We start from the raw sequence: 21,707 nt of genomic DNA on the forward strand, positions 1-21,707 counted from the left end.
AGATAAAGGGCTTACTGGTTAGGTTCATTGAAACAGCTTTTTTCCACCTCGTCGTACATGGCGGCGCGTTGGGTGTCGCTGTGGTAAATCTTCCAGATCTCGTCGGCAATGGCGCGGGTGATTTGCTTGAACTCCAAGTCGCAATGGTGTTTTAAGCTGTCAGCAAAGGTGGCGCGGCGGTTTTGCCAAAGGTTCTCTCGCATGATGAAGGCGTAATGCACCAATTCGTGGCCCACGCCCCAAGTGACCATCTCTTTGCTATAGCCCTCGATGGTGCGGGGGGCGATGCTGATTTGCATGATGTTGTCAGGGAATTGGGGGGTAGGGTATTGAAACCCCATACGCGCAAAAGGTGGTACATGCCAATCGAGCACCAAGGGAGGAGGCGGTAAATCGGCGGGCGCATGGGTGGTTTTTTTCACAAAACCCCACAACCTTGTAATGACGTCAAAGTCAATTTCGGGGGGCGTTACCTCTATCCCAGTGATAGCGTCACCCGCCCATACAGGGGTGTTCAGCGCCCATAAGAGCAGGCCAACAGCTATTGAGGACTTTTTCATATCGAGCTTGAAGTTGTTGTTTGAAGTTTGCCGTACTGCTTTGTATTGTTGCGAAAATCCCTCTATTTCCCCTGCCAATCGGGGTGAATTAGCGGCCAATGGGCCGAGAATGGTTGTTTTAGGTGGTTTATGACGCACGATTTTTCCCCCAAAGACTTGGTTGAAACCTTTTTACGAACCATCATGATCCCCGACCCTGTCGCGGCCCGCGCCTATGTGTCGCCCGATTTGCGCATCCGCTTCACCGGCGGGCGTGAAATGAAGGACCCCAGCGAATGCAGCGCGTTCAACGCCTCACGCTATGCTTGGGTGAAAAAGAAGTTCGAGCAAACCGACGTGGTTGAAGGCGGCAGCATCAGCCATGCCATTGTTTACAACATTGGCACGCTTTACGGCGCTTGGCCTGACGGCACGGCTTTTGAAGGCAACCGCTATGTGGACCGCTATGTGGTCAAGGACGGCCTGATCGTTCAAATGGATGTTTGGAATGACAGCGCAGAGTGGATGCTGCTCAGGGCCGGCCTGTTGGTTTCTTGAGGGTCCAAGTTGATTAACTCACCCCTCAAATAGGAGTCATTTAATACTCTTTTGAGCGATTATTTTCAGCTGCACATTGAATTTTGACAATTTAGCCCTATCATTAGCACTCTAGTCTAGCGAGTGCTAATAACGTCCGAGCTAGGCAGGTAGCCCGCACATCTTGTGCATCTGTATCCACATTAAGTTTCACCTAGGAGAACCCATGAAACTTCGTCCTTTGCACGATCGTGTGATCGTCAAACGCATCGAAAGCGAAACCAAAACAGCCTCTGGCATCGTCATCCCTGACAACGCCGCAGAAAAACCCGACCAAGGCGAAATCTTGGCCGTCGGCCCAGGCAAGAAAAACGACAAAGGCGAACTCGCCGCCGTTGGTGTCAAGGTAGGTGACCGCGTGTTGTTCGGCAAATACAGTGGCCAAACGGTCAAAGTTGACGGCGAAGAACTGCTCGTCATGAAAGAAGAAGACCTGTTCGCAGTCGTTGAGAAATAATTTAGGAGCTAAAACATGGCAGCAAAAGACGTAATTTTCGGCGGCGAAGCCCGCGCACGCATGGTTGAAGGCGTGAACATTTTGGCCAACGCGGTCAAAGTAACTTTAGGCCCCAAAGGCCGCAATGTGGTTTTGGAGCGCTCTTTCGGCGCCCCCACCGTGACCAAGGACGGTGTGTCCGTGGCCAAGGAAATCGAACTCAAAGACAAACTGCAAAACATGGGTGCGCAGATGGTCAAGGAAGTGGCTTCCAAAACCTCTGACAACGCTGGCGACGGCACCACTACCGCCACCGTGTTGGCCCAAGCCATCGTGCGCGAAGGCATGAAATATGTGGCCGCTGGCATGAACCCCATGGACTTGAAGCGCGGCATCGACAAGGCAGTGACTGCTTTGATCGCCGAGTTGCAAAAAGCGTCCCGCACCACCACCACCAGCAAAGAGATCGCCCAAGTCGGCTCCATCTCTGCCAACTCTGACACCAGCATCGGTGAAATCATCGCCAACGCCATGGACAAAGTCGGCAAAGAAGGCGTGATCACTGTGGAAGATGGCAAGTCACTGCAAAACGAACTCGACGTCGTCGAAGGCATGCAGTTTGACCGCGGCTATTTGTCGCCCTACTTCATCAACAACCCCGACAAACAAGTCGCCTTGTTGGACAACCCCTTTGTGCTGCTGTTTGACAAAAAGATCAGCAACATCCGCGAACTGCTCCCCACTTTGGAAGCCGTTGCCAAAGCCGGTCGTCCATTGCTCATCATTGCCGAAGAAGTTGATGGCGAAGCGCTGGCAACTTTGGTGGTCAATACCATCCGTGGCATCTTGAAAGTGGTTGCCGTTAAAGCCCCTGGCTTTGGTGATCGCCGCAAAGCCATGTTGGAAGACATCGCCATCCTGACCGGTGGCAAAGTCATCGCCGAAGAAATTGGCCTGACCTTGGAAAAAGTCACTTTGGCGGACCTGGGTTCTGCCAAGCGCATCGAAGTGGGCAAAGAAAACACCACCATCATCGATGGCGCTGGTGCTGCTGCCGACATCGAAGCACGTGTCAAACAAATCCGCATCCAAATCGAAGAAGCGACCAGCGACTACGACCGCGAAAAACTGCAAGAGCGCGTGGCCAAGTTGGCTGGCGGTGTTGCCGTGATCAAAGTAGGTGCTGCCACTGAAGTCGAAATGAAAGAGAAAAAAGCCCGCGTGGAAGATGCATTGCACGCTACCCGCGCGGCCGTCGAAGAAGGCATCGTGGCTGGCGGTGGCGTGGCGCTGTTGCGTGCCCGTCAAGCGGCAGGCACCATCAAAGGTGACAACCCTGACCAAGACGCTGGCATCAAGCTGGTGTTGAAAGCGGTCGAGTCTCCCTTGCGCGAAATCGTCTACAACGCTGGTGGCGAGCCTTCAGTGGTCGTCAACGCTGTGTTGGCTGGCAAAGGTAACTACGGCTTCAATGCTGCCAATGACACCTACGGCGACATGATCGAAATGGGTATCTTGGACCCCACCAAAGTGACCCGCACCGCGCTGCAAAACGCAGCCTCTGTGGCTTCACTGATGTTGACCACCGAAGCCATGATCGCTGAAGCACCCAAAGACGACGCTCCTATGGGCGGCATGGGTGGTGGTGACATGGGTGGCATGGGCGGCATGGGTGGCATGGGCATGTAATTGCCTCTTGTTGCCAGGCGCTCTCAAGGCGCCGTTGCAATTGCCTCAACCCCGCAAGGTTCGCGCCTTGCGGGGTTTTTTGATGAGTCATTCAAGACAAAACCGACGCGGATGATGGAATGCGCCAGCCCGCCAAGCTCTCCAAAGGCATTTGAGAAATTTGCTGCAGCTGCTGGTCAATTTCTCTTTCGCCATGTTCAATCAAATGCGCCATGAAAACAGAAGCCACCCGCGAAAGCGCCTTGCTTTGTGTGTGCACCACAAACCAACGGCGATTCAAGGGGTTGTTCAGCATGGGTACCACCGCCAGCAAGCCCGCACGCATTTCAAGCGCACATGAATGCAAAGACAAGTAGGCTGGCGCCAAGCCAGCAATGCACATTTGTTTGATGGACTCGTTGCTTGAGAGTTCAGACCCAATTTGAAGCTTCAAGCTTTCGGCTTTGAAAATATGCTCCAGCGATGCTCGCGCACCTGAGCCCTTTTCCCGCACCAACATCCGTGCATTGGCCAGCATCGCCATGCTGACCTGCGCGTTCTTCATCAAAGGGTGATGAGGCGAGGCTAAAAAGGCCGTCGGGTTATTGGCGAAACTTTGGGCCATCACTTTGATGTCCTCGGGAGGGTTTCCCATGACTGCCAAATCGATTTCATCTGCGGCCATACTGCGCACAATCTCTTCTTTATTGGCCACTTGCAACTTCAGTTTCACATTGGGATGCCTGTTGACAAAATTGACCAAAACATGCGGCAACCAATATTCGGCCGTGGTCACCGCGCCTATGCGCAAGGTGCCTGAAAAGTCCCCTAAATACGACTCCATTTCATCGCTGATTTCTTGCCACACGATCAGCATCCGTTCGCTTAAAGACAATAACTTTTGACCTGCCGTGGTCAGTCGAATGCCGCGGCCGGTTCGATTGAGCAATTTCGTGCCCACGGCCACTTCCAAATTGGCCAACTGAATTGAGGTCGCCGATTGGCTCAAAAACAGCTCTGACGCCGCTAGGCTGACATTACCTAGCCGCGCTACTTTTTGAAAAGTCAGCAACTGTTTGATATTGGCAGATTTTTGCAGTGACATAAGCTTACTTATAACAAGTATTTCGGCTAATGATATTTATTTTTTATTATTAATCAACCGAAATATTCAATTTTATTATTTCTTTATTTGTACATACCATCTGACTCCCTACTGAGGTCAGCCCATCGCAACATGTCTGGCCAAAGGGTTTTTTTAACCTTGGAGACAATATGACAAGATTCACAAAACACAGCAGACGAGATTTTTTAGGTCTCACGGGTAAAGCCGGTTTTTCAACCTTGGTGGCCAGCGCAGCTGGCATCAACCTAGGTGTTATCGATTTGGTCCACGCCGGATCCAAAAATGTGACACCTTTCAGAATGGCCATGATCAGTGACTCTCATTTATACAGTCAAGATGGCCACAAATTCGACTTGCAACTTGAAGATGCCGTCGCTCAGGTCAATGCATTAGAAATCCAACCTGACTTTGTGCTCTACGGTGGTGATATAGCCCAAAACGGCACAGAGGACCAATTAGCCAAGGGTAAAAAAATCTTGGCCAATCTGAAACCCAAGATGATGGTCATTCCTGGTGAGCACGACTGGTATCTGGACATGGGTGCAGCTTGGAGAGGCATGTTTGGTCGGGACTTCTGGTCTTTTGATCACAAAGGCGTCCATTTCATCGGCTTCAATTCCATTTTGGTCAAGGACTTCTGGAGCGACAAGGGTCTTACCAACAAGCAACGCATGGAAGCCATGGAAATGCTCGAAGGTCCCATTGGCGGTCTGTGGGGAATTCAAGCCGAACAATTGGAATGGCTGAAAAAGGATGTGGCAAATTTGTCACCAGACACACCGGTTGTCACCTTCAGTCATTCACCGCTGTGGGACTACTACCCCCGTTGGAATTTCCAAACTTCTGACGCACCTGAAATTCGCAAGATTTTGTCTAAGTTTGTGAATGTGACGTCGTTCCACGGCCATGTCCATCAAACCATTTACAACAAAATCGGCAACATGACCTCCATTGGTGCCATGAGCACTTCATGGCCATGGCCTTATCCGCCTATCAACGTTAAGTACCCTGAAAGCCAGCAATACCGTGCTGACCCAGGCAACGAACAAGACGGAATGGGAACTTTGCAAGCTTCATTCAGTGCAAGCGGTGGCAAAGCACAGCACTTGCCTTTTGCTGACTCACTGACGCCATTCCTCAAGAATGGCATAAGAATTTAATTTCGCTTAACCCATAGAAGGATGCGTTCATGAAAAAAAATATTATCCTGAAATCTTTAACTGGTTCCATCCTGTTAACGATTGCTTCATCATCAGTGTATTTTCAAGCCAGCGCGAGAGAACCTTTCACCAAAGAGGAACTCAAAGCACAAGAAAAAAAGCTACTTGCAGCAGTAGAAGAGGGTTACAACATATGGCACGGCAGTAACCCAACGACGCAAAACAATGGCTTGGCTTGTGGCAACTGTCATCCAGATGCTGCTGCTTCAAACCCACAAACCTTCCCCAAATACCACACTGCCTTCGACAGAGTGGTCACTTGGCGTGAAATGGCGAATTGGTGCATCCAAAACCCCCAAGGTGGCAAGGCATTGGACGTGAGCGGGCCTGAAATGCTTGCCATTGAAGCCTACGCCTTTAATCTGCATCGTGGATTACCCATTGAACCAGGTCTTGCCAGTCGTCAAACCAGACCGGTCAAAGTTGATTACGGTAAAGGTTTTCCAAGCAAGCCCTCTGGCATTGGTTTTGACATCAAGTAAAACCCAAAGTTCATAGTCTTGCACCCTTCCAAGAACCCCATCAAAGTATTTTGCGCATATTCGCTCAATGCTTTTTGCGCATCTTTACTTTGTTGGGGTAACTTGGTTTTTGCTCAGCAGGTCTGTGATCAACCATTTACTGACATTCCTTTGCACATTCAGGCAGATGAACGAGGTTGGGTCTTTGATTACCGAGCACGACTGCAGTGGCAAAGGTGTGCGATTGGACAAACTTGGGTAAATCAGCAATGCGTCGGCAAAGCTCAAGCCATGACTTATTTTCAGGCTGTCAGCACTGTTGCCGAGTTAAATCGTCAAAGTATTGACGGATTCAATGACTGGAAGATTCCTCATCTCAAAGATTTGGCTTTCATTGCAGAGCAGCACTGCCGCAATCCACGCGTCAGGATGGAATTGTTCCCAAACTTTCCCCCTGGTGTTTTTTGGAGCCGTTACACACGCATCGTCAATGACTTTGATCCACATGTGTTCACCATGGATTTTGGCTTCTCTGGTGTTGCGCTAAAGCATCCCGAAGAATCGTATTTTGTGCGATTGGTTCGGAAACTTCACTAACCCTCACTTCTACATCCAAATGAAAAATCTCAATCGACGCATCTTTTTGATTCATTCAGCTGCACTGACAGGCGCTACTTTAGCCACTCAGGCATCCGCATCCGAAAAGAAAATGAAAGCTGCAGCGCCTGGTGAAAGACTCTCCGAAGCTGATTCATATCCCAAGTCTATGGGTTTCAAATTGGAGTCCAAAAACGTAGATAACACCCGTTATCCACGACACACCACTGAGCAATACTGCAGCAGATGCCAACTCTACGAAGGCAATGCCACCGAGGGAGAGTGCTCTTTTTACGGCGGTCGCATCGTGCCTGCTGGTGGCTGGTGCAAAAACTTCAAGCTCAACAAATCTGCCGCCTGAGGGCAGACCGCATTGGCTGCCCCCAACTGCTGGGGGTGGCCGAGATATTGAATATTTAGCCCATCCCCATATAAATAATCAATTTATATTCATAAATTACATATTGACTATATAAAGTGTCAACTTATCATGACACATAGTTTATTTATGAATTCTCTTGTTTTCATTCATATGCCAATCCGCAGGGAGTGTCCATGTTCAATCGTCTCGGCAAAGCTTGTTCGCTATGTGGCATTCCCCTGCGTCTTTGTTTTTGGATCAGCTTAGTTTTTCTTTTGTCGGCGTGCGAGTTACCCACCTCGGTTCAGCGCGGTTACCGTGGCACCAGCATGCTGCAAATTTACAAACCCAGTGTGCTGACTGCCAACGCTGCCATTCATGACATCCCCGAACCTGAGCCAGTCGACCCACCCGAGCCCGATGCCCAATCTGTTAATGAACTTTACGAAAATGTTCAAGTGCTCAATGACTTATCAGCGTTGGAGTTTTCCCGCTTGATGGCCGCCATGGCCACTTGGGTCGCGCCTGAAGAGGGTTGCAAGTTCTGCCACAACACCAAAAACTTGGCCTCTGATGAAAAGTACACCAAGGTGGTGGCCAGACGCATGTTGCAAATGACGCGCAATTTGAACAACCAGTGGAAAACCCATGTCAAAGAAACCGGCGTGACCTGCTGGACCTGCCACCGAGGTCAAGCGGTGCCCAGCGGCGACTGGTTCAACAACCCGGGTTTGCCGCATTCGCAGGGAAACATGCTGGGTGACAAAGCGGGTCAAAACACGCCCACCATGTCTGAAGTGGCCAACTCCTCCTTGCCATTCAACCCCCTTAGCACTTACTTGGTCAATGGTGACCACAACATCCGCATTCAAGGCAAACAGGCGTTGGCGGGTGAAAACCGCCGCTCTATCAAACAAGCAGAACACACCTACGGGTTGATGATGTACATGTCCACCGCCTTAGGTGTCAACTGCACTTACTGCCACAACACTCGGGCCATGGGAGACTGGAATGTCAGCACCCCACAACGAGTGACAGCGTGGCATGGCATCCGCATGGTGCGAGATATCAATAGCAATTACCTGACCGAGTTAGCTCCCCTGTTCCCCCCCTACCGCTTAAGTGAAGAAGGCGACTTTCCGAAGGTCGGTTGCGCCACCTGCCACAAAGGTGCCTATAAACCGATGTATGGTGTCAGCATGTTGCCCGATTACCCCGAACTTGCTAAAAACATCATTTATGAAATTTCCACTGTCCCTGCCAATTTGGCCGCTGCTCAAAAAACTCCTTAGGTTGGCCCTTTGTGGCTTGGGCAGCCTGTTGTTCTTGCCTACGGCTTGGGGCTTGAACCCACTCCCAGTCACGGGGCCCATTGTGCGGCTGGCGGACATGGCAGACATCAGCGTTGCACAGTTGGTTCAAGCTGTTCTGAGCTCGGATGTCGCTGTGCTTGGCGAAGTCCACGACAACCCGCACCACCACCAACTGCGTGGCGACTTGCTGCGTCAATTACCAGCTGCGAGTAAAACAGTGGTGGCGGAACATTTGAGCTGGCGCCAGCGTTTTACTCCCCAAGTCGAGTTAGTGACAGCTCTACAAGCCGCTGGGTTTGACGCGCAAGGCTGGGGCTGGCCGCTGCACCAAGCCTTGTTTGAAGCGGTCACTGTGATGCAGATGCCCCTCATAGGTGGTAATTTGCCAGGCGACTCCATCAAGGAAGTCTTCAAAACCCGCGGCCAAAGCTTGCCCGAACCCGTTCGGGTGCTGCTGGCCCAAGCCCCATTTGACGAGGCGCAACGCAAAGCATTGGCCGAGGAAATCGACCAAGGACACTGCGGCGCCATGCCAGCCAGCATGTTCGAGGGCATGGCGGCGGTGCAACGCGGGCGCGACGCAGCCATGGCCGACGTTGCACTCGCACACCTGCCAAGCCTTGTGTTGGCAGGCAATGGCCATGCTTGGAAGCACTTGGGCGTGCCCTTTGTTGTGAACAAAACATCACCGCACTTGCAGGCGCTGAGCGTGCTGTTCATGGAGTGGGACGACAGCCGCCCCCTACAAGAAAAACAGGCCTTTTTGACTGAACTGGCGCCTCAAGCCGACTATGTCTGGCTAACACCGCCGCAGTCCAGAGACAACCCGTGCGTACAGTTACACAAAAAATGAATACTTTGTGTGGATAAAAATACACAAAATTATAAAAATTAACTATTAAATAATTAATTTAAGGTGTTTATCGATTAATATTTGAGTACTTTAATTCGCATCGAATGTTGATGAGACCCATCGTACTCAAAGAAATCCGGTCGCTACAGACCTTGAAAACGCCCAGCCGGCAAGACAGCGGCTGCGTGCGGGGTTTTGCTTGGGGACCTCAGCACGCCATGCCAGCCGCTTACCCTGGCCAAGAGCCGCGCCGCGTCAAGCACCCGCCGCTGCGCTTTGACAAGGGTGTGGCCGTCGACCGCTACGCTTAAGTCTGTATCAAGGCATCGAGTTTTCGCGCATCGGCGCAAAAAGCGCGAATGCCTTCGGCCAGTTTGTCGCAGGCCATGGCATCTTCATTCAGGGCAAAACGAAACTGTATCTCGTTCAGCGTGACACGCTTAATGGGCATCGCTTGTGCCTGCGCCACACTCAGAGCAGAAGCAAGCGGCGCAGTCTGCGCTTGCAACTGCGCCAACAACTCAGGCGCAATGGTGAGCAAATCGCAGCCTGCCAAGGCAGTGATTTGCCCGATATTGCGAAAACTCGCACCCATGACCTCGGTGGCAATGCCATGCTGCTTGTAGTAGTTGTAAATATGGCTGACGCTTTGCACCCCAGGGTCATTCACTCCGGTACTTGCCACCTCATTCCATGCCGCACCTGCGGCCTTTTTGTGCCAGTCGTAAATACGCCCCACAAACGGGGAAATGAGTTTCACCCCCGCATGGGCGCAAGCCACGGCTTGCGCAAACGCAAACAACAACGTGAGGTTGGTGTGAATGCCTTCGCGTTCAAGCACCGCCGCGGCTTGTATGCCCTCCCACGTGGCAGCAATTTTGATGAGCACACGCTTTTGTGTGTCTATGCCCTGCGCTTGGTAGAGTTGGGTGATGCGCCGCGCCCTAGAAAGGGTGGCATCGGTGTCAAAGCTCAAACGGGCATCGACTTCGGTGGACACACGCCCGGGCAATAAAGACAAAATCTCGCACCCAAATCGCACCAGCAAGCGGTCTATATTTTCATCAAGAGCGGCCTTGGGATGCAGCGACACAATCTCATCCAACAGCGCTCGGTAGACGGGCATTTGCACCGCTTTGAGGATGAGCGAGGGATTGGTGGTGGCGTCTGTGGGCTGAAATTGGGCAATTTGGTTGAAGTCGCCGGTGTCGGCCACCACGGTGGTGAATTGCTTTAAAGCATCGAGTTGGTTCATCACGGCATTATCACTTTCAGGCCCGTTGTGTCGTTGACTTAACCCTGAACAGTAATACCGCTACAGTCTGACTTATGAAAAACATTGTGGTCTTGGGTGGAAGTGGTTTTGTGGGGCGTCATGTGTGCGAGGCTTTGAACCGCGCAGGTGTTCACATCACGGTGCCCACACGTCGCTTGCCAGCACGTTCGGTGCAAATGCTGCCCATGGTGTCGGTGGTGCAAGCCGATGTGCATGACCCCGCGCAATTGGCGGCCTTGCTGCCCGGCCACGATGCCGTGATCAACCTGATTGCCATCTTGCACGGCAGCGAAGCGCAATTCGATAAAGCCCATGTGCAACTGCCCACGCTGTTGGCCAAGGCATGTTTGGCAGCAGACGTTCATCGGTTGGTGCATATCAGTGCTTTGGGTGCTGATGTGAATGCACCATCCATATACCAACGCAGTAAGGCGCGGGGTGAACAGGTCTTGCAAGACCATGTGGCCAAAGGTTTGGCATTAACGGTTTTGCGCCCTAGCGTGATCTTTGGCGAAGACGACGCCTTCATGAATGTGTTTGCCAAGTTACAAGCCTTGGCACCGGTGGTGCCGCTGGCAGGCGCACACACCCGTTTTCAGCCAGTATGGGTTCACGATGTGGCGCAAGCTGTGGTGTATGCGCTGATGCACCCAGCCACAGCAGGCCACAACTACGAACTCGCCGGACCACAAATCTTTACCTTGCAGCAGTTGGTCGAACACGCAGGCATATGGGCGCAACATCCGCGCTGGGTCATTCCTTTGCCGAATTCGCTGGCCTATATGCAAGCTTGGGTGATGGAACACTTGCCAGGCCCAACCTTGATGAGTCGCGACAACGTGGCTTCTATGAAAGTCGATAACGTGGCCAGCGGTGCTGCTCTGGGTTTGAGCGACTTGGGTGTGCAAACACCGGCGAGCTTGGCCAGCGTGTTTACTTTGCCGTAAAGACCATGCAAACCTATCTTGTGGGCGGCGCGGTACGGGACGCATTGCTGGGTATCAGCGGAAGCGACCGCGACTGGGTGGTGGTAGGCAGCACGCCCGAAGAAATGCTCGCCAAAGGTTTTGTTCCTGTGGGCAAAGACTTTCCGGTGTTTTTGCATCCCCATAACAAAGACGAATACGCACTGGCAAGAACGGAACGCAAAACCGCACCGGGCTACAAAGGCTTTGTCATTCACGCAGCACCTGATGTCACGCTAGCCCAAGACTTGGCACGGCGTGACTTGACCATCAACGCCATTGCCCAAGACGCACAAGGTCAGCTGACAGACCCCTATGGCGGCGAGCGCGATTTAAAACAAGGTGTGCTGCGCCATGTCAGCTTGGCCTTTCGTGAAGACCCTGTGCGCATATTGCGTTTAGCGCGATTTGCAGCACGTTTCCCCCACTTTGGGGTCGCATCTGAAACCCAAGCTTTGATGGTCGAGATGGTGCAAGCCGGCGAGGTCAAGGCACTGGTGGCCGAACGTGTGTGGCAGGAATTGGCCAAAGGCTTGATGGGCCACCAACCCTCACGCATGTTGCAGGTATTGCGAGACTGCGGCGCTTTACAAATCTTGTTGCCTGAAGTGGCTCGCTTGTATGGCGTGCCGCAACCCGTGGAACACCACCCGGAGGTGGACACCGGCGTACACCTAGAGATGGTGCTTGACGAATGCGCTCGCATGAATATGCCGCTGGAGGTGCGTTTTGCAGCGCTTTGTCACGATTTAGGCAAGGGCAACACTCACCCCAGCGCCTTGCCACGCCACATTGGCCATGAGGGACGCAGCGTCAAACTGCTGCGTGGTGTCTGCGAGCGTTTGCGGGTGCCGCAACACTGCAAAGAACTGGCCGAGGTGGTGGCGCGTGAACACGGGCATATCCATGGCTGCTTGGGTTTGAGTGCTGAAGCCGTGTTGCGCTTGCTGGTGCGCTGCGATGCCCTGCGCCGCCCCGAGCGTTTTGCACAGGTGTTGCAAGCCTGTGAATGCGATGCCCGAGGGCGACTGGGATTGCAAGAACGCGCCTACCCGCAAGCCGCACACCTGCGCGGTTTGCTCAAAGCCGCCTTATCGGTGGATACCGCCGAACTGTCTGACCAAGCCATGCAACAAGGTTTGAAAGGTCCGCACATTGGCCAGCACATTGATGCCGCCCGCGTCCTTGCCCTCAAAGCGGCCATGGCTAACTGATCATTTAGAAACCGCTTGTGCGTCCCAACGCCCTGCCAGATTCTTCAGCAACTGAGTGACAGCCAAGGCACGGCGGCTTTGCACATCGAGCAAATTACGCTGTGCGGCAAGCGCACTGGCTTGGGCAGTGACCACATTCAAGTAACTGATTGTTCCAGCCGCGTACTGCGCTTGGGCGATACGCAAATTGCGCTCAGCGGCTTGCAAGGCCTGTGCTTGCGCTGCCTCTTGCGCTTGCAGTTGGTGGGTCGCCACCAAGTTGTCTTCCACTTCTTGCAAGGTGGACAGCACGGTTTGTTGGTAGTTGAGCAGGGCCACTTCCAAGGCGGCGCGGGCATCGTCCTTGGCAGCTTGGCGCTGTCCGCCATCGAACAAAGACAAGGCCAAGGACGGCCCTAAAGACCACAGGCGCGAAGAGGCATTGAACAAGCTCGCTAACTCGGTGCTTTTGTAACCCGTGCTGGCTGCAAAACTGAAAGTAGGAAAGAACGCGGTCTGCGCTACCCCCAGTTGTGCTTGAGCGGCCATGATCCGCATTTCTGCCGCACGAATATCGGGACGCCGTTGCAGCAAGGATGCAGGTAACACCTTGGGCAAGGCAGGCAGTGCAGGCAAAGCTTGTGATGCGGTCAGTTGCAAAGCTGATGGCGCTTGACCCAGCAACACAGCCAAGCTGTGGGCCAGTTGTTGGCGGGTAGTTTCCACATCGATACGTTGCGCTACCGTGCTTTGCCATTGCGACTCGGCCAGCGCCACATCTGCCGCAGACACCACACCAGCCTCGTAGCGATAGCGTGTCAAGGTGAAGGCTCGCTCATAAGCCGCTTGCGCTTTCTCTACCACCGCTTGCTGCCGCTCGGCGGTACGCAAGGCGATATAGGTTTGCACCAAGGTCGCTTGCGCCGACAAGCGAGCCAGTGCCAAATCTTCTTGACTCGCCAAGGCGTTGGCCTGCGCCGCTTGGGCTTGCAAGTCGATGCGACCCCAAACATCGATCTCCCAGGTCAAGGGTAAGCTGATATTTGCGCTGTTGGATGCTGCTCCCCCTGCGCTGCTGACTGATCGACCCGCACCAGCGCTTACTGCCACAGTGGGCCACAAACTCGCTTGGGCCGCAGCCACACTGGCTTGGGCTTGGCGGACTTTGGCTGACAAGAGTTGCAAATTCAAATTACCTGTTTCAAGTTGCGCTTGCAAACCATTGAGCACAGGGTCTTGAAACAATGTCCACCACGCACGGTCTACCGCATCACCCGCCGCATTGGCTGTTTGTGGCGAACCAAAACTTTCGGGTGCACGAGCCGTGGGTTTCGTCAAAATGGGTTTTTGGAACCAGCTGGCACAGCCTGCGAGCATCAAGCACAGCGCTATTGCTGAAAACGCTTTTGCCTGTCTTGACCGCTGCATAGTCATGCCAACCCCTTGCCTGAAACCGCAGAACTTAGCACGATGGAAGGTGTGCCACGCCAAGCCAGCCAACGACTGCGCAACGCCTCCAAGCCCACAAACACAATCGGTGTGGTGAACAAGGTCAAGAGTTGGCTCAGCACCAAGCCACCCAGCACCGCCAGTCCCAAGGGTTGGCGCAACTCCGCACCCACACCATAGGCCAAAGCCAAGGGAATCGCGCCCAACATGGCCGCTGCCGTGGTCATGAGGATGGGTCGTAAGCGCAGCAGCGCAGCAAGGTATATCGCTTGGGCTGGGCTGCGTCCAAGGCGCTGTTTTTGCAAAGCTAAATCAATCATCAAGATGGCATTCTTTTTCACGATGCCAATCAGCAAGATCACACCAATCATGGCAATGATGCTGAACTCGGTGCCCATGGTCATCAGGGTCAGCAATGCACCCAGTCCAGCAGAAGGCAGGGTGGACAATATGGTGAGAGGGTGCAACAGGTTTTCATAGAGGATTCCCAACACCAAGTACAAGGTCAGCAAGGCTGAAAGTATCAACAAGGGCTGGGTTTCCAAGGAGCGCTGAAAAGCGTTAGCGGTACCCGCAAAACTGCCTCGCACCGACACCGGCAAATTGAGTTGCGCCACTGTTGCCTCGATGGCCTGTGTCGCTTGGGACAGCGACACGCCTGGGGCTAAGCTGAAGCTGAAGGTGTCTGACGGCACGCCGCCTTCATGTGACACCGACAACGACGTGTTGGTAAGTTCTATGCGAGCAAAATTGGTAAAAGGTACAGCTTGGCCACGCTCATTTATGAACTGCAAACGCCGCAAGGCTTCGGCGTTTTGCAAATACGGGGGAGCGAGTTCCATCACCACGCGGTATTGGTTCAGCGGGTTGTAAATCACCCCAATTTGCCGTTGGCTGAAAGCATTGCTCAGGACCGTGTCGATGGCACGCACCGACAAGCCCAGTCTCGCTGCCGCGTCGCGGTCTATCACCACCGAGGTTTGCAAGCCGCGCTCCTCGTAATCACTGCTGACATCTTCTAATTCTTTGAGTTTGGCTAAGGCACGGCGCAACTTGGGTTCCCACTCCCGCAGCAACGCCAAGTCATCGGCTTTGATACTGAACTCATACTCTGAGTTTGACACGCGCCCACCCACGCGTATGTCTTGCACCGGCGTCAAAAACAACCGCGCACCCGCTTCCTTGGACAGTTGCTTGCGCAATCGTGCCACCACTTGTTCAGCACTGGCGTCGCGCTGATCGCGCGGCTTGAGAGTCAGGAACATACGGGCTGCATTGCGTTGCCCCTCACCGGTGAATCCCGTCACCGTTTCCACCGCAGGATCGGCCTGAACGATAGCAAGCATGGTGTGCAAACGCTGTTGCATGGCTTGGAAGGAAGAACTTTGGTCGGCACGTATATAGCCATTGATACGGCCCGTGTCTTGCTGGGGGAAGAAGCCCTTGGGTATAGCGCGGTACAGGGTGACATTCAGGGCGATGGCCGCCAGCAACACCAACCACATCAGCCATTGGTGGCGCAAAGCCCACGCCAAGCCTTGTCTGTAAAAGCGTAACCACTTGCTACGGCGAGGCTGGCGCCGCGTACTTGAGTGTGGGGACAACAAAGCAGCACACATCATGGGCGTGGTGGTCAAAGACACCAGCATAGACACCAAGATGGCAGCGGTCATCACCACGGCAAATTCGCGGAACAAACGCCCTAATACCCCGCCCATGAACAAAATCGGGATAAAAACCGCCACCAACGAAATGCTGATGGCGACCACGGTAAAGCCAATTTCACGCGACCCCTGCAAACACGCTTGCAGCAGCGGCACACCCCGTTCGCGCTGTCGGGTGATGTTTTCCAAGACCACGATCGCATCATCGACCACAAAACCGGTGGCAATCGTCAGTGCCATGAGAGTGAGGTTGTTCAAACTCAATCCCATCAGGTACATCACCACACAAGTACCCGCCAATGACAACGGCAGAGCGACAGCGGGAATGAGCGAGGTTTGCCAACGCTTTAAAAACAAAGCCACCACCAAAATCACCAACGCCATGGACAGCACCAGCGACTTTTGTATCTCCAGCAAAGAAGCACGCACAGTAGGCGAGCGATCCAACACCACCGCCATTTGTACAGCGGCAGGCAAGCCTTCTTGCAACATAGGCAAGATGTGGCGCACCCTGTCAACGGTTTCGATCACATTGCCGCCCGGTTGCAGGTTCAGCACCAACAGCACAGCGGGTTGACCTTGGGACACACCGTCGGTGCGAACGTCTTGCACCGAGTCCTGTACCTGCGCTACATCTTGTAAACGCAAAGCCTGACCATTCAGATAGCGCAAGATCAAAGGGGCATAGTCTTGCGCAGTGCGGGCTTGGTCATTGGCTTCGATTTGCCAAGCTTGGGCTTGGTCCTCCACCACGCCTTTAGGTCGATGGGCGTTATTGGCCACGACGGCTTGGCGCACCATCTCCAGCGAAATACCAGCGGCACTGAGTTTGTTGGGGTCTAACGCTATGCGAACCGCAGGCAAGGCGCCACCGCCAATGGTGACCTGCCCCACACCATCGACTTGCGCCAAACGCTGCGCCAAAGTGGTGGAGGCCATGTCGTACATCTGGCCACGGGTGTAAGAGTCAGAGGTCAAGGCCAAGACCAACATCGGGCTGTCTGCTGGGTTGACCTTTTTGTAAGTTGGACGGTTTGGCATCCCCGTCGGCAACAAAGGCTGAGCGGTGTTGATGGCCGCTTGCACTTCACGCGCCGCACCGTTGATATCGCGTTGGAGTTCAAACTGCAGGGTAACGCGCGTGCTACCTTGCGAAGAACTGGACGTCATTTCGGTCACGCCAGCAATATTGCCCAGAACCCTCTCCAGCGGCGTGGCGACTGTAGCTGCCATGGTCTCAGGGCTGGCACCAGGCAAATTGGCCTGCACCGAAATGGTGGGGAAATCCACCTGCGGCAAAGGTGCCACCGGCAACTGTACATAGGCCAAGGCACCTGCCAAGGCCATGCCAATGCTCAGCAAAGTGGTGGCCACGGGTCTGGCGATAAAGGGGGCAGACATGTTCATGGTATTGCCCCGCGCCGCTTTGCCCAAGCGTCAAGTTGCAAGTAAATCACCGGCGTGGTGAACAAGGTCAGCCATTGACTCAAAATCAAGCCGCCCACCAAAGTCACGCCCAAGGGGTGGCGTAATTCACTGCCCACCCCACTGCCCAGCATCAGCGGCAAGGCACCGAGCAATGCACACATGGTGGTCATCAAAATCGGACGAAAGCGCAACAAACAAGCTTGGGTGATGGCTTGGCGCGGGGGCATACCTTGGTGACGCTGGGCATCGAGCGCAAAGTCAATCATCATGATGGCGTTCTTCTTGACAATACCAATCAACAAGACAATGCCGATGACGGCGATGAGTCCCAACTCGATACGCGCAGCCAATAACGCCAATAACGCCCCCAACGCCGCCGAAGGCAGGGTCGACAAAATCGTGATGGGGTGGACATAGCTCTCGTAAAGCACGCCCAAGACAATGTACATGGTGACCACGGCGGCCAATACCAACCAAAGGCTGTTGAGCAAGGAGGCTTGAAAAGCCAAAGCGGCACCTTCAAACCGCGTTTCGATAGAAGCGGGAACTTCTTCCTCGGCTCGCATGGCTTGCCAATGGCGCTCCATGGCTTGCACCGCCTCACCCAAAGAAGCACTTGTGGCTGGCTTAAAGGACAAAGTGACTGCAGGTAACTGCGCCACATGCAAGATGCTGAGCAATGCTTGGCGCTCCTCCACCTTGGCCACACTGCTCAAAGGCACTTGCGCACCAAAGACGGAAGGCACTCGCAAATCCGTCAAAGCAGCTATGCCCATGCGGTCTTGGCCTTGCACCTCAAGCACCACGCGGTACTGGTTGCTTTGGGTGAAGATGGTCGACACCAAGCGTTGCCCAAACGCGTTGTAGAGCGCATTGTCAATTGCCATCACCGACACACCTAAACGTGCTGCAGCCTCACGGTCTATGCGTACATAGGCTTGCAAGCCTTGGTCTTGGTAATCGCTTGCCACATCAGCGAGAGCAGGGTCTAAGCGTGCACGCTCTTGCAGACGCTTGGCCCAATATCCCAGAGCCTCGCCATCGGGGCCGCTGAGCAAAAAACGAAACGGATTGCGCGTCACTCGGTCTTCCAAACTTAAATCTTGCAGAGGTTGAAGATAAACCTGCAAGCCAGAGATTTGCTGGCTCAGCAACTGAAGACGCTCTAAGGTGGTTGGTAAGCCTTCGGGACGCTGAGCCTTAGGCACCAAGTTCAAAGTCATGCGACCCGCATTTAAACTGGCGTTGGGTCCATCAACACCAATGAACGAGGTGAGACTTTGCACCGCAGGGTCTTTCAGCAGTAATCGCGCTAAAGCTTGTTGACGCTCGGACATCGCCTCAAATGATGTCGACTGAGTGCCCTCAGTGATGACTTGTACCGCCCCCGTGTCTTGCAAAGGGAAAAATCCTTTGGGGCTGATCAGGTAAGCGGCAACGGTCAGCACCACCGTCAAAGCAAATGTGGCCAAGGTGGCCAAAGGTCGGTCCAGCACCCAATTCAAACCCTTCCCATAGATGGCGATCAGTTGTTTCAACCAAACACCCGAGTCCAAGGTATCTTGCTCATTCTTTTGCGCCCGCAACACATGAGCACATAGCATGGGGGTGAGGGTTAGAGAGACGAAGGCTGAAATCAAAATCGACACAGCCAAGGTGATAGCAAACTCATGAAACAAGCGACCCACCACATCGCCCATGAACAGCAAGGGAATCAAAACAGCAATCAGCGAGAAAGTCAGCGACACAATGGTGAAACCAATTTGCTGGGCGCCTTCAATGGCCGCTTGCTCAGGAGTTCGTGGCTGCTCTGGGTCTTGTAAAAAGCGAGCTATGTTTTCGATCATGACGATGGCGTCGTCCACCACAAAGCCTGTGGCCACTGTGAGCGCCATCAAGGTGAGGTTGTTGACCGAAAAACCTGCCAAGTACATGACCGCAAAAGTACCCACCAGTGACAAGGGCACGACCACCGCAGGAATCAAGGTGGCAGATGCACTGCGCAGAAATACAAAAATAACCATCACCACCAAGGCCACCGACAACAGCAGCTCGAATTGCACGTCCCGCACCGAGGCACGGATGGTGGTGGTGCGGTCGGTCATGACCTGCACATCCAAACTCGCTGGCAAAGCCGCACGTAAAGCAGGAAGCAAGGCCTGCACCCTTTGCACTGTGTCAATCACATTCGCACCGGGTTGACGCTGAATATTCAACACAATGGCAGGCTGCGCATTGGCCCATGCCGACAAACGGTTGTTCTCAGGCGCGTCATTGATGATGGCCACATCGCGTAGGCGCAAAGGGTTGCCGTTTTTATAGGCCAACACCAAATTGGCATAGTCTTGCGCCGATTGCATTTGGTCATTCGCATCCAAACTGGAAGCGCGGGCGGGGCCATCCAAACTGCCCTTGGCCATACTCACATTGGCTTGGTTAATGGCAGTACGAACGTCCTCCAACGAAAAACCTGCAGCGCTCAAAGCTTGGCTGTTGACTTGCACCCGCACCGAGGGACGCTGAGCACCAGCGATGCTGACCAAGCCCACGCCAGCGACTTGCGATAAACGCATGGCCAAGCGGTTTTCCACCATGTCATGCACACGCGTGATAGGTAGCGACGGCGAGCTGATGGCCAAGGTCAACACAGGTGCATCAGCTGGGTTGACCTTGCTATAAGCGGGCGGCATAGGCAAGTCTGCGGGTAACACCCCCGCAGCGGCATTGATGGCGGCTTGCACCTGTTGCTCTGCCACATCCAGGGGCAACTTCAGCGAGAAGCGCAAAGTAATGACCGAGGCGCCACCAGAGCTGACTGAGGTCATTTGGTCCAAGCCTGGCATTTGCCCGAGTTGTCGCTCAAGGGGTGCGGTGACTGTTGCGGTCATCACCTCGGGGCTTGCGCCCGGGTAAAGGGTGCTCACCTGAACCGTGGGGTAATCAATTTGCGGCAATGAAGCCACGGGTAAAAACCGGTAAGCCAAAGCACCGCACAGCAACAAAGCCAACATCGTCAACGAAGTGGCCACCGGTCGCAGAATGAACAGCCGCGACAGGTTCATGGTTTGGGCGCTTTCACCACCTCCACCACACTGCCGCTGCGCAAACGGTCAGCGCCATCCGTGACGACTTGTTGACCGGCTTTGAGCTCTGCTTTCACGGCTTGCCAATCGCCCTCGACTGCCTCGAGTTGCACGGCTTGCACTTGTACCGTGTTGTCCGCTTGAACCACATACACAAAGGTGCCTGCCGCGCCGCGTTGAACCGCTTGTGAAGGCACGGCCACCACATTCTTAAAGGTATCGAGTTGTAAACGAATGTTGGCAAACTGGTTGGGAAACAAACTGCCGTCGCGGTTGTCCAAGGTGGCTTTCAAACGCAAGGTGCTGGTGGCCACATCAATGGCGTTGTCAGTGGTGCTGACCCGCCCTTGGGCCAAGCGTACTTTTTGCTCACGGTCCCACGCTTGGACGGGAAGGGCTTGACCCGCTTTCAATTTGCGCATGATCAAGGGAACATGCATCTCGGGCACTGAAAACACCACTGACATAGGCTGGGTTTGCGTGATGTTGACCAAGCCATTGGGGTCGCTAGAGCGCACCAAACTGCCCAACTCGACTTGCTTTAAGCCCAAACGCCCACTGATGGGCGCGTTAACGCGGGTGTAGGAAAGTTGCAGTTTGGCCATGTCGATTTGCGCTTGATCGGCTTGTACCGTGCCTTGCAATTGACGCACCAAAGCAGCTTGTGTTTCAACCTGCTGACGGGCAATAGCGTCCTTGCTCAGCAAGTCTTGGTAGCGTTGCAAATCCAGTTCCGCATTTTTCATGAGTGCGGCATCTCGGGCAAACTGTCCTTGGGCTTGGTTGAGTTGCGCTTCAAACGGCCTGGCATCAATTTCAGCCAACACCTGTCCAGCTTGCACAAGCTGTCCTTCTGTGAAACGCAAGGCTTTGAGTTCACCATCCACCTTGGCGCGTACGACAGCCGTGTTGAGCGCAACCAAAGTCCCCGCGGCTTGAACGGTGTAGCGAATATCCATCAGACGCACCTCACCCACACTCACTGGCGTGCTGCGCGAGCCTTCAGAGCCGCCCTTGCCACCTTTGGAATTTTTGCCGCTACCGGCTGTTTTGCTGTTGTCAGCCTTGGGGATTGCATCTGCAGTCACAGCCGTTTCATCGCCGTGCAAGACAGCGCTTAACTTGTTTTTGATGTCTGGGTAAAACCAGCTTGCAGCAAATGCGACCACCACCAAAAGTGACAGCAACCACCACTTGACTAAGCCAGATTGGCTTTGAGAGCTTGGGCGCAATAGGTTGAACAGCTTTTCCATGGCTTCATGTTAACTGTCGCAGAAGTCCTTAGAGCAACCGTGACAAACCAGCGCACACCATGCTGAGAATAATGGTGGTAGTTAAAGGGAGAAAAAAATCACGGCCAAACAAACGAAAGCGCAAGTCGCCTGGCAAGCGGCCAAACCCCAGTTTTTCCAGCCAAGGGGTAATGCCTTGTATCAGCAGCAAGGCCAAGAAAACCACAATCAACCAACGAAACATAT

At 53.8% G+C, this 21,707-nt stretch carries 20 protein-coding genes; 12 read left to right on the forward strand and 8 right to left on the reverse strand.

Annotated elements, in window-relative coordinates:
* Positions 1-11: 11 nt before the first annotated feature.
* Positions 12-560, reverse strand: a complete 549-nt coding sequence (locus AC9UEO_RS03685) for a hypothetical protein (RefSeq protein WP_509529999.1) — start codon at positions 558-560, stop codon at positions 12-14.
* A 129-nt stretch (positions 561-689) separates the two neighbouring features.
* Between AC9UEO_RS03685 and AC9UEO_RS03690 the strand changes: the two genes are divergently transcribed.
* The 3 genes from AC9UEO_RS03690 (at position 690) to groL (ending at position 3,261) form a co-directional block, all read left to right on the forward strand.
* Positions 690-1,097 (forward strand): nuclear transport factor 2-like protein, encoded by a 408-nt coding sequence (locus AC9UEO_RS03690; protein ID WP_509530002.1) that lies wholly within the window; start codon positions 690-692, stop codon positions 1,095-1,097.
* 205 nt (positions 1,098-1,302) lie between these two features.
* On the forward strand, positions 1,303-1,593 hold the full coding sequence (locus AC9UEO_RS03695; RefSeq protein ID WP_509530005.1) for a co-chaperone GroES: 291 nt from the start codon (positions 1,303-1,305) through the stop codon (positions 1,591-1,593).
* Positions 1,594-1,608: 15 nt separating this feature from the next.
* Positions 1,609-3,261, forward strand: a complete 1,653-nt coding sequence (groL, locus tag AC9UEO_RS03700) for a chaperonin GroEL (protein ID WP_509530008.1) — start codon at positions 1,609-1,611, stop codon at positions 3,259-3,261.
* Positions 3,262-3,352: 91 nt separating this feature from the next.
* Here the strand turns inward: groL and AC9UEO_RS03705 are convergent, their stop codons facing one another.
* A complete protein-coding gene (locus AC9UEO_RS03705) occupies positions 3,353-4,345 on the reverse strand; it encodes a LysR family transcriptional regulator (RefSeq protein WP_509530011.1) in 993 nt (330 codons plus the stop codon).
* A 170-nt stretch (positions 4,346-4,515) separates the two neighbouring features.
* Here AC9UEO_RS03705 and AC9UEO_RS03710 point away from each other — a divergent pair, with 170 nt between their 5' ends.
* The 7 genes from AC9UEO_RS03710 to AC9UEO_RS03740 all read left to right on the forward strand — a co-directional run bounded on the left by AC9UEO_RS03710 (position 4,516) and on the right by AC9UEO_RS03740 (position 9,482).
* Positions 4,516-5,526: a metallophosphoesterase family protein gene (locus tag AC9UEO_RS03710; RefSeq protein ID WP_509530013.1), complete on the forward strand. Its 1,011-nt coding sequence runs from the start codon at positions 4,516-4,518 to the stop codon at positions 5,524-5,526.
* Between the two features lie 29 nt (positions 5,527-5,555).
* Positions 5,556-6,068: a c-type cytochrome gene (locus tag AC9UEO_RS03715; protein WP_509530016.1), complete on the forward strand. Its 513-nt coding sequence runs from the start codon at positions 5,556-5,558 to the stop codon at positions 6,066-6,068.
* Between the two features lie 102 nt (positions 6,069-6,170).
* Positions 6,171-6,644 (forward strand): Lcl C-terminal domain-containing protein, encoded by a 474-nt coding sequence (locus AC9UEO_RS03720; protein ID WP_509530019.1) that lies wholly within the window; start codon positions 6,171-6,173, stop codon positions 6,642-6,644.
* A 19-nt stretch (positions 6,645-6,663) separates the two neighbouring features.
* Entirely contained in the window at positions 6,664-7,005 is a 342-nt protein-coding gene (locus tag AC9UEO_RS03725) for a high-potential iron-sulfur protein (RefSeq protein ID WP_509530022.1), read from the forward strand.
* 194 nt (positions 7,006-7,199) lie between these two features.
* Positions 7,200-8,297: a photosynthetic reaction center cytochrome PufC gene (gene pufC, locus AC9UEO_RS03730; protein WP_509530026.1), complete on the forward strand. Its 1,098-nt coding sequence runs from the start codon at positions 7,200-7,202 to the stop codon at positions 8,295-8,297.
* Positions 8,245-9,171 carry a ChaN family lipoprotein gene (locus AC9UEO_RS03735; RefSeq protein ID WP_509530029.1) on the forward strand — a complete coding sequence of 309 codons (927 nt, stop codon included), beginning with the start codon at positions 8,245-8,247 and terminating at the stop codon, positions 9,169-9,171. The genes pufC and AC9UEO_RS03735 overlap by 53 nt, the downstream gene beginning before the upstream one ends.
* 152 nt (positions 9,172-9,323) lie before the next feature.
* On the forward strand, positions 9,324-9,482 hold the full coding sequence (locus AC9UEO_RS03740; RefSeq protein WP_509530032.1) for a hypothetical protein: 159 nt from the start codon (positions 9,324-9,326) through the stop codon (positions 9,480-9,482).
* On the opposite strand, the gene tal is transcribed toward AC9UEO_RS03740, so the two are convergent.
* Complete coding sequence (gene tal, locus AC9UEO_RS03745; protein ID WP_509530035.1) at positions 9,479-10,426, reverse strand: transaldolase; 948 nt, start codon at positions 10,424-10,426, stop codon at positions 9,479-9,481. The genes AC9UEO_RS03740 and tal overlap by 4 nt on opposite strands.
* Before the next feature lie 74 nt (positions 10,427-10,500).
* Here tal and AC9UEO_RS03750 point away from each other — a divergent pair, with 74 nt between their 5' ends.
* Together AC9UEO_RS03750 and AC9UEO_RS03755 are read left to right on the forward strand one after the other, a co-directional pair.
* Complete coding sequence (locus AC9UEO_RS03750; protein WP_509530037.1) at positions 10,501-11,394, forward strand: complex I NDUFA9 subunit family protein; 894 nt, start codon at positions 10,501-10,503, stop codon at positions 11,392-11,394.
* Between the two features lie 5 nt (positions 11,395-11,399).
* Complete coding sequence (locus tag AC9UEO_RS03755) at positions 11,400-12,626, forward strand: multifunctional CCA addition/repair protein (protein ID WP_509530039.1); 1,227 nt, start codon at positions 11,400-11,402, stop codon at positions 12,624-12,626.
* Here AC9UEO_RS03755 and AC9UEO_RS03760 read toward each other — a convergent pair whose 3' ends face one another.
* From AC9UEO_RS03760 to AC9UEO_RS03780, 5 genes are read right to left on the reverse strand one after another with little or no spacing between them, the layout of a single operon-like run.
* Complete coding sequence (locus tag AC9UEO_RS03760; RefSeq protein ID WP_509530042.1) at positions 12,627-14,039, reverse strand: efflux transporter outer membrane subunit; 1,413 nt, start codon at positions 14,037-14,039, stop codon at positions 12,627-12,629.
* Positions 14,036-17,125 carry an efflux RND transporter permease subunit gene (locus tag AC9UEO_RS03765; RefSeq protein ID WP_509530045.1) on the reverse strand — a complete coding sequence of 1,030 codons (3,090 nt, stop codon included), beginning with the start codon at positions 17,123-17,125 and terminating at the stop codon, positions 14,036-14,038. Before AC9UEO_RS03765 ends, AC9UEO_RS03760 begins: the two co-directional genes overlap by 4 nt.
* On the reverse strand, positions 17,122-20,208 hold the full coding sequence (locus AC9UEO_RS03770; RefSeq protein ID WP_509530047.1) for an efflux RND transporter permease subunit: 3,087 nt from the start codon (positions 20,206-20,208) through the stop codon (positions 17,122-17,124). Before AC9UEO_RS03770 ends, AC9UEO_RS03765 begins: the two co-directional genes overlap by 4 nt.
* On the reverse strand, positions 20,205-21,482 hold the full coding sequence (locus AC9UEO_RS03775; protein WP_509530050.1) for an efflux RND transporter periplasmic adaptor subunit: 1,278 nt from the start codon (positions 21,480-21,482) through the stop codon (positions 20,205-20,207). The genes AC9UEO_RS03770 and AC9UEO_RS03775 overlap by 4 nt, the downstream gene beginning before the upstream one ends.
* A gap of 28 nt (positions 21,483-21,510) precedes the next feature.
* Positions 21,511-21,705: a DUF2905 domain-containing protein gene (locus AC9UEO_RS03780; protein WP_509530053.1), complete on the reverse strand. Its 195-nt coding sequence runs from the start codon at positions 21,703-21,705 to the stop codon at positions 21,511-21,513.
* Positions 21,706-21,707 lie beyond the last annotated feature (2 nt).

It is taken from the genome of Limnohabitans sp., from assembly GCF_040401495.1.
In the GTDB taxonomy this organism is placed as follows: domain Bacteria; phylum Pseudomonadota; class Gammaproteobacteria; order Burkholderiales; family Burkholderiaceae_C; genus Limnohabitans.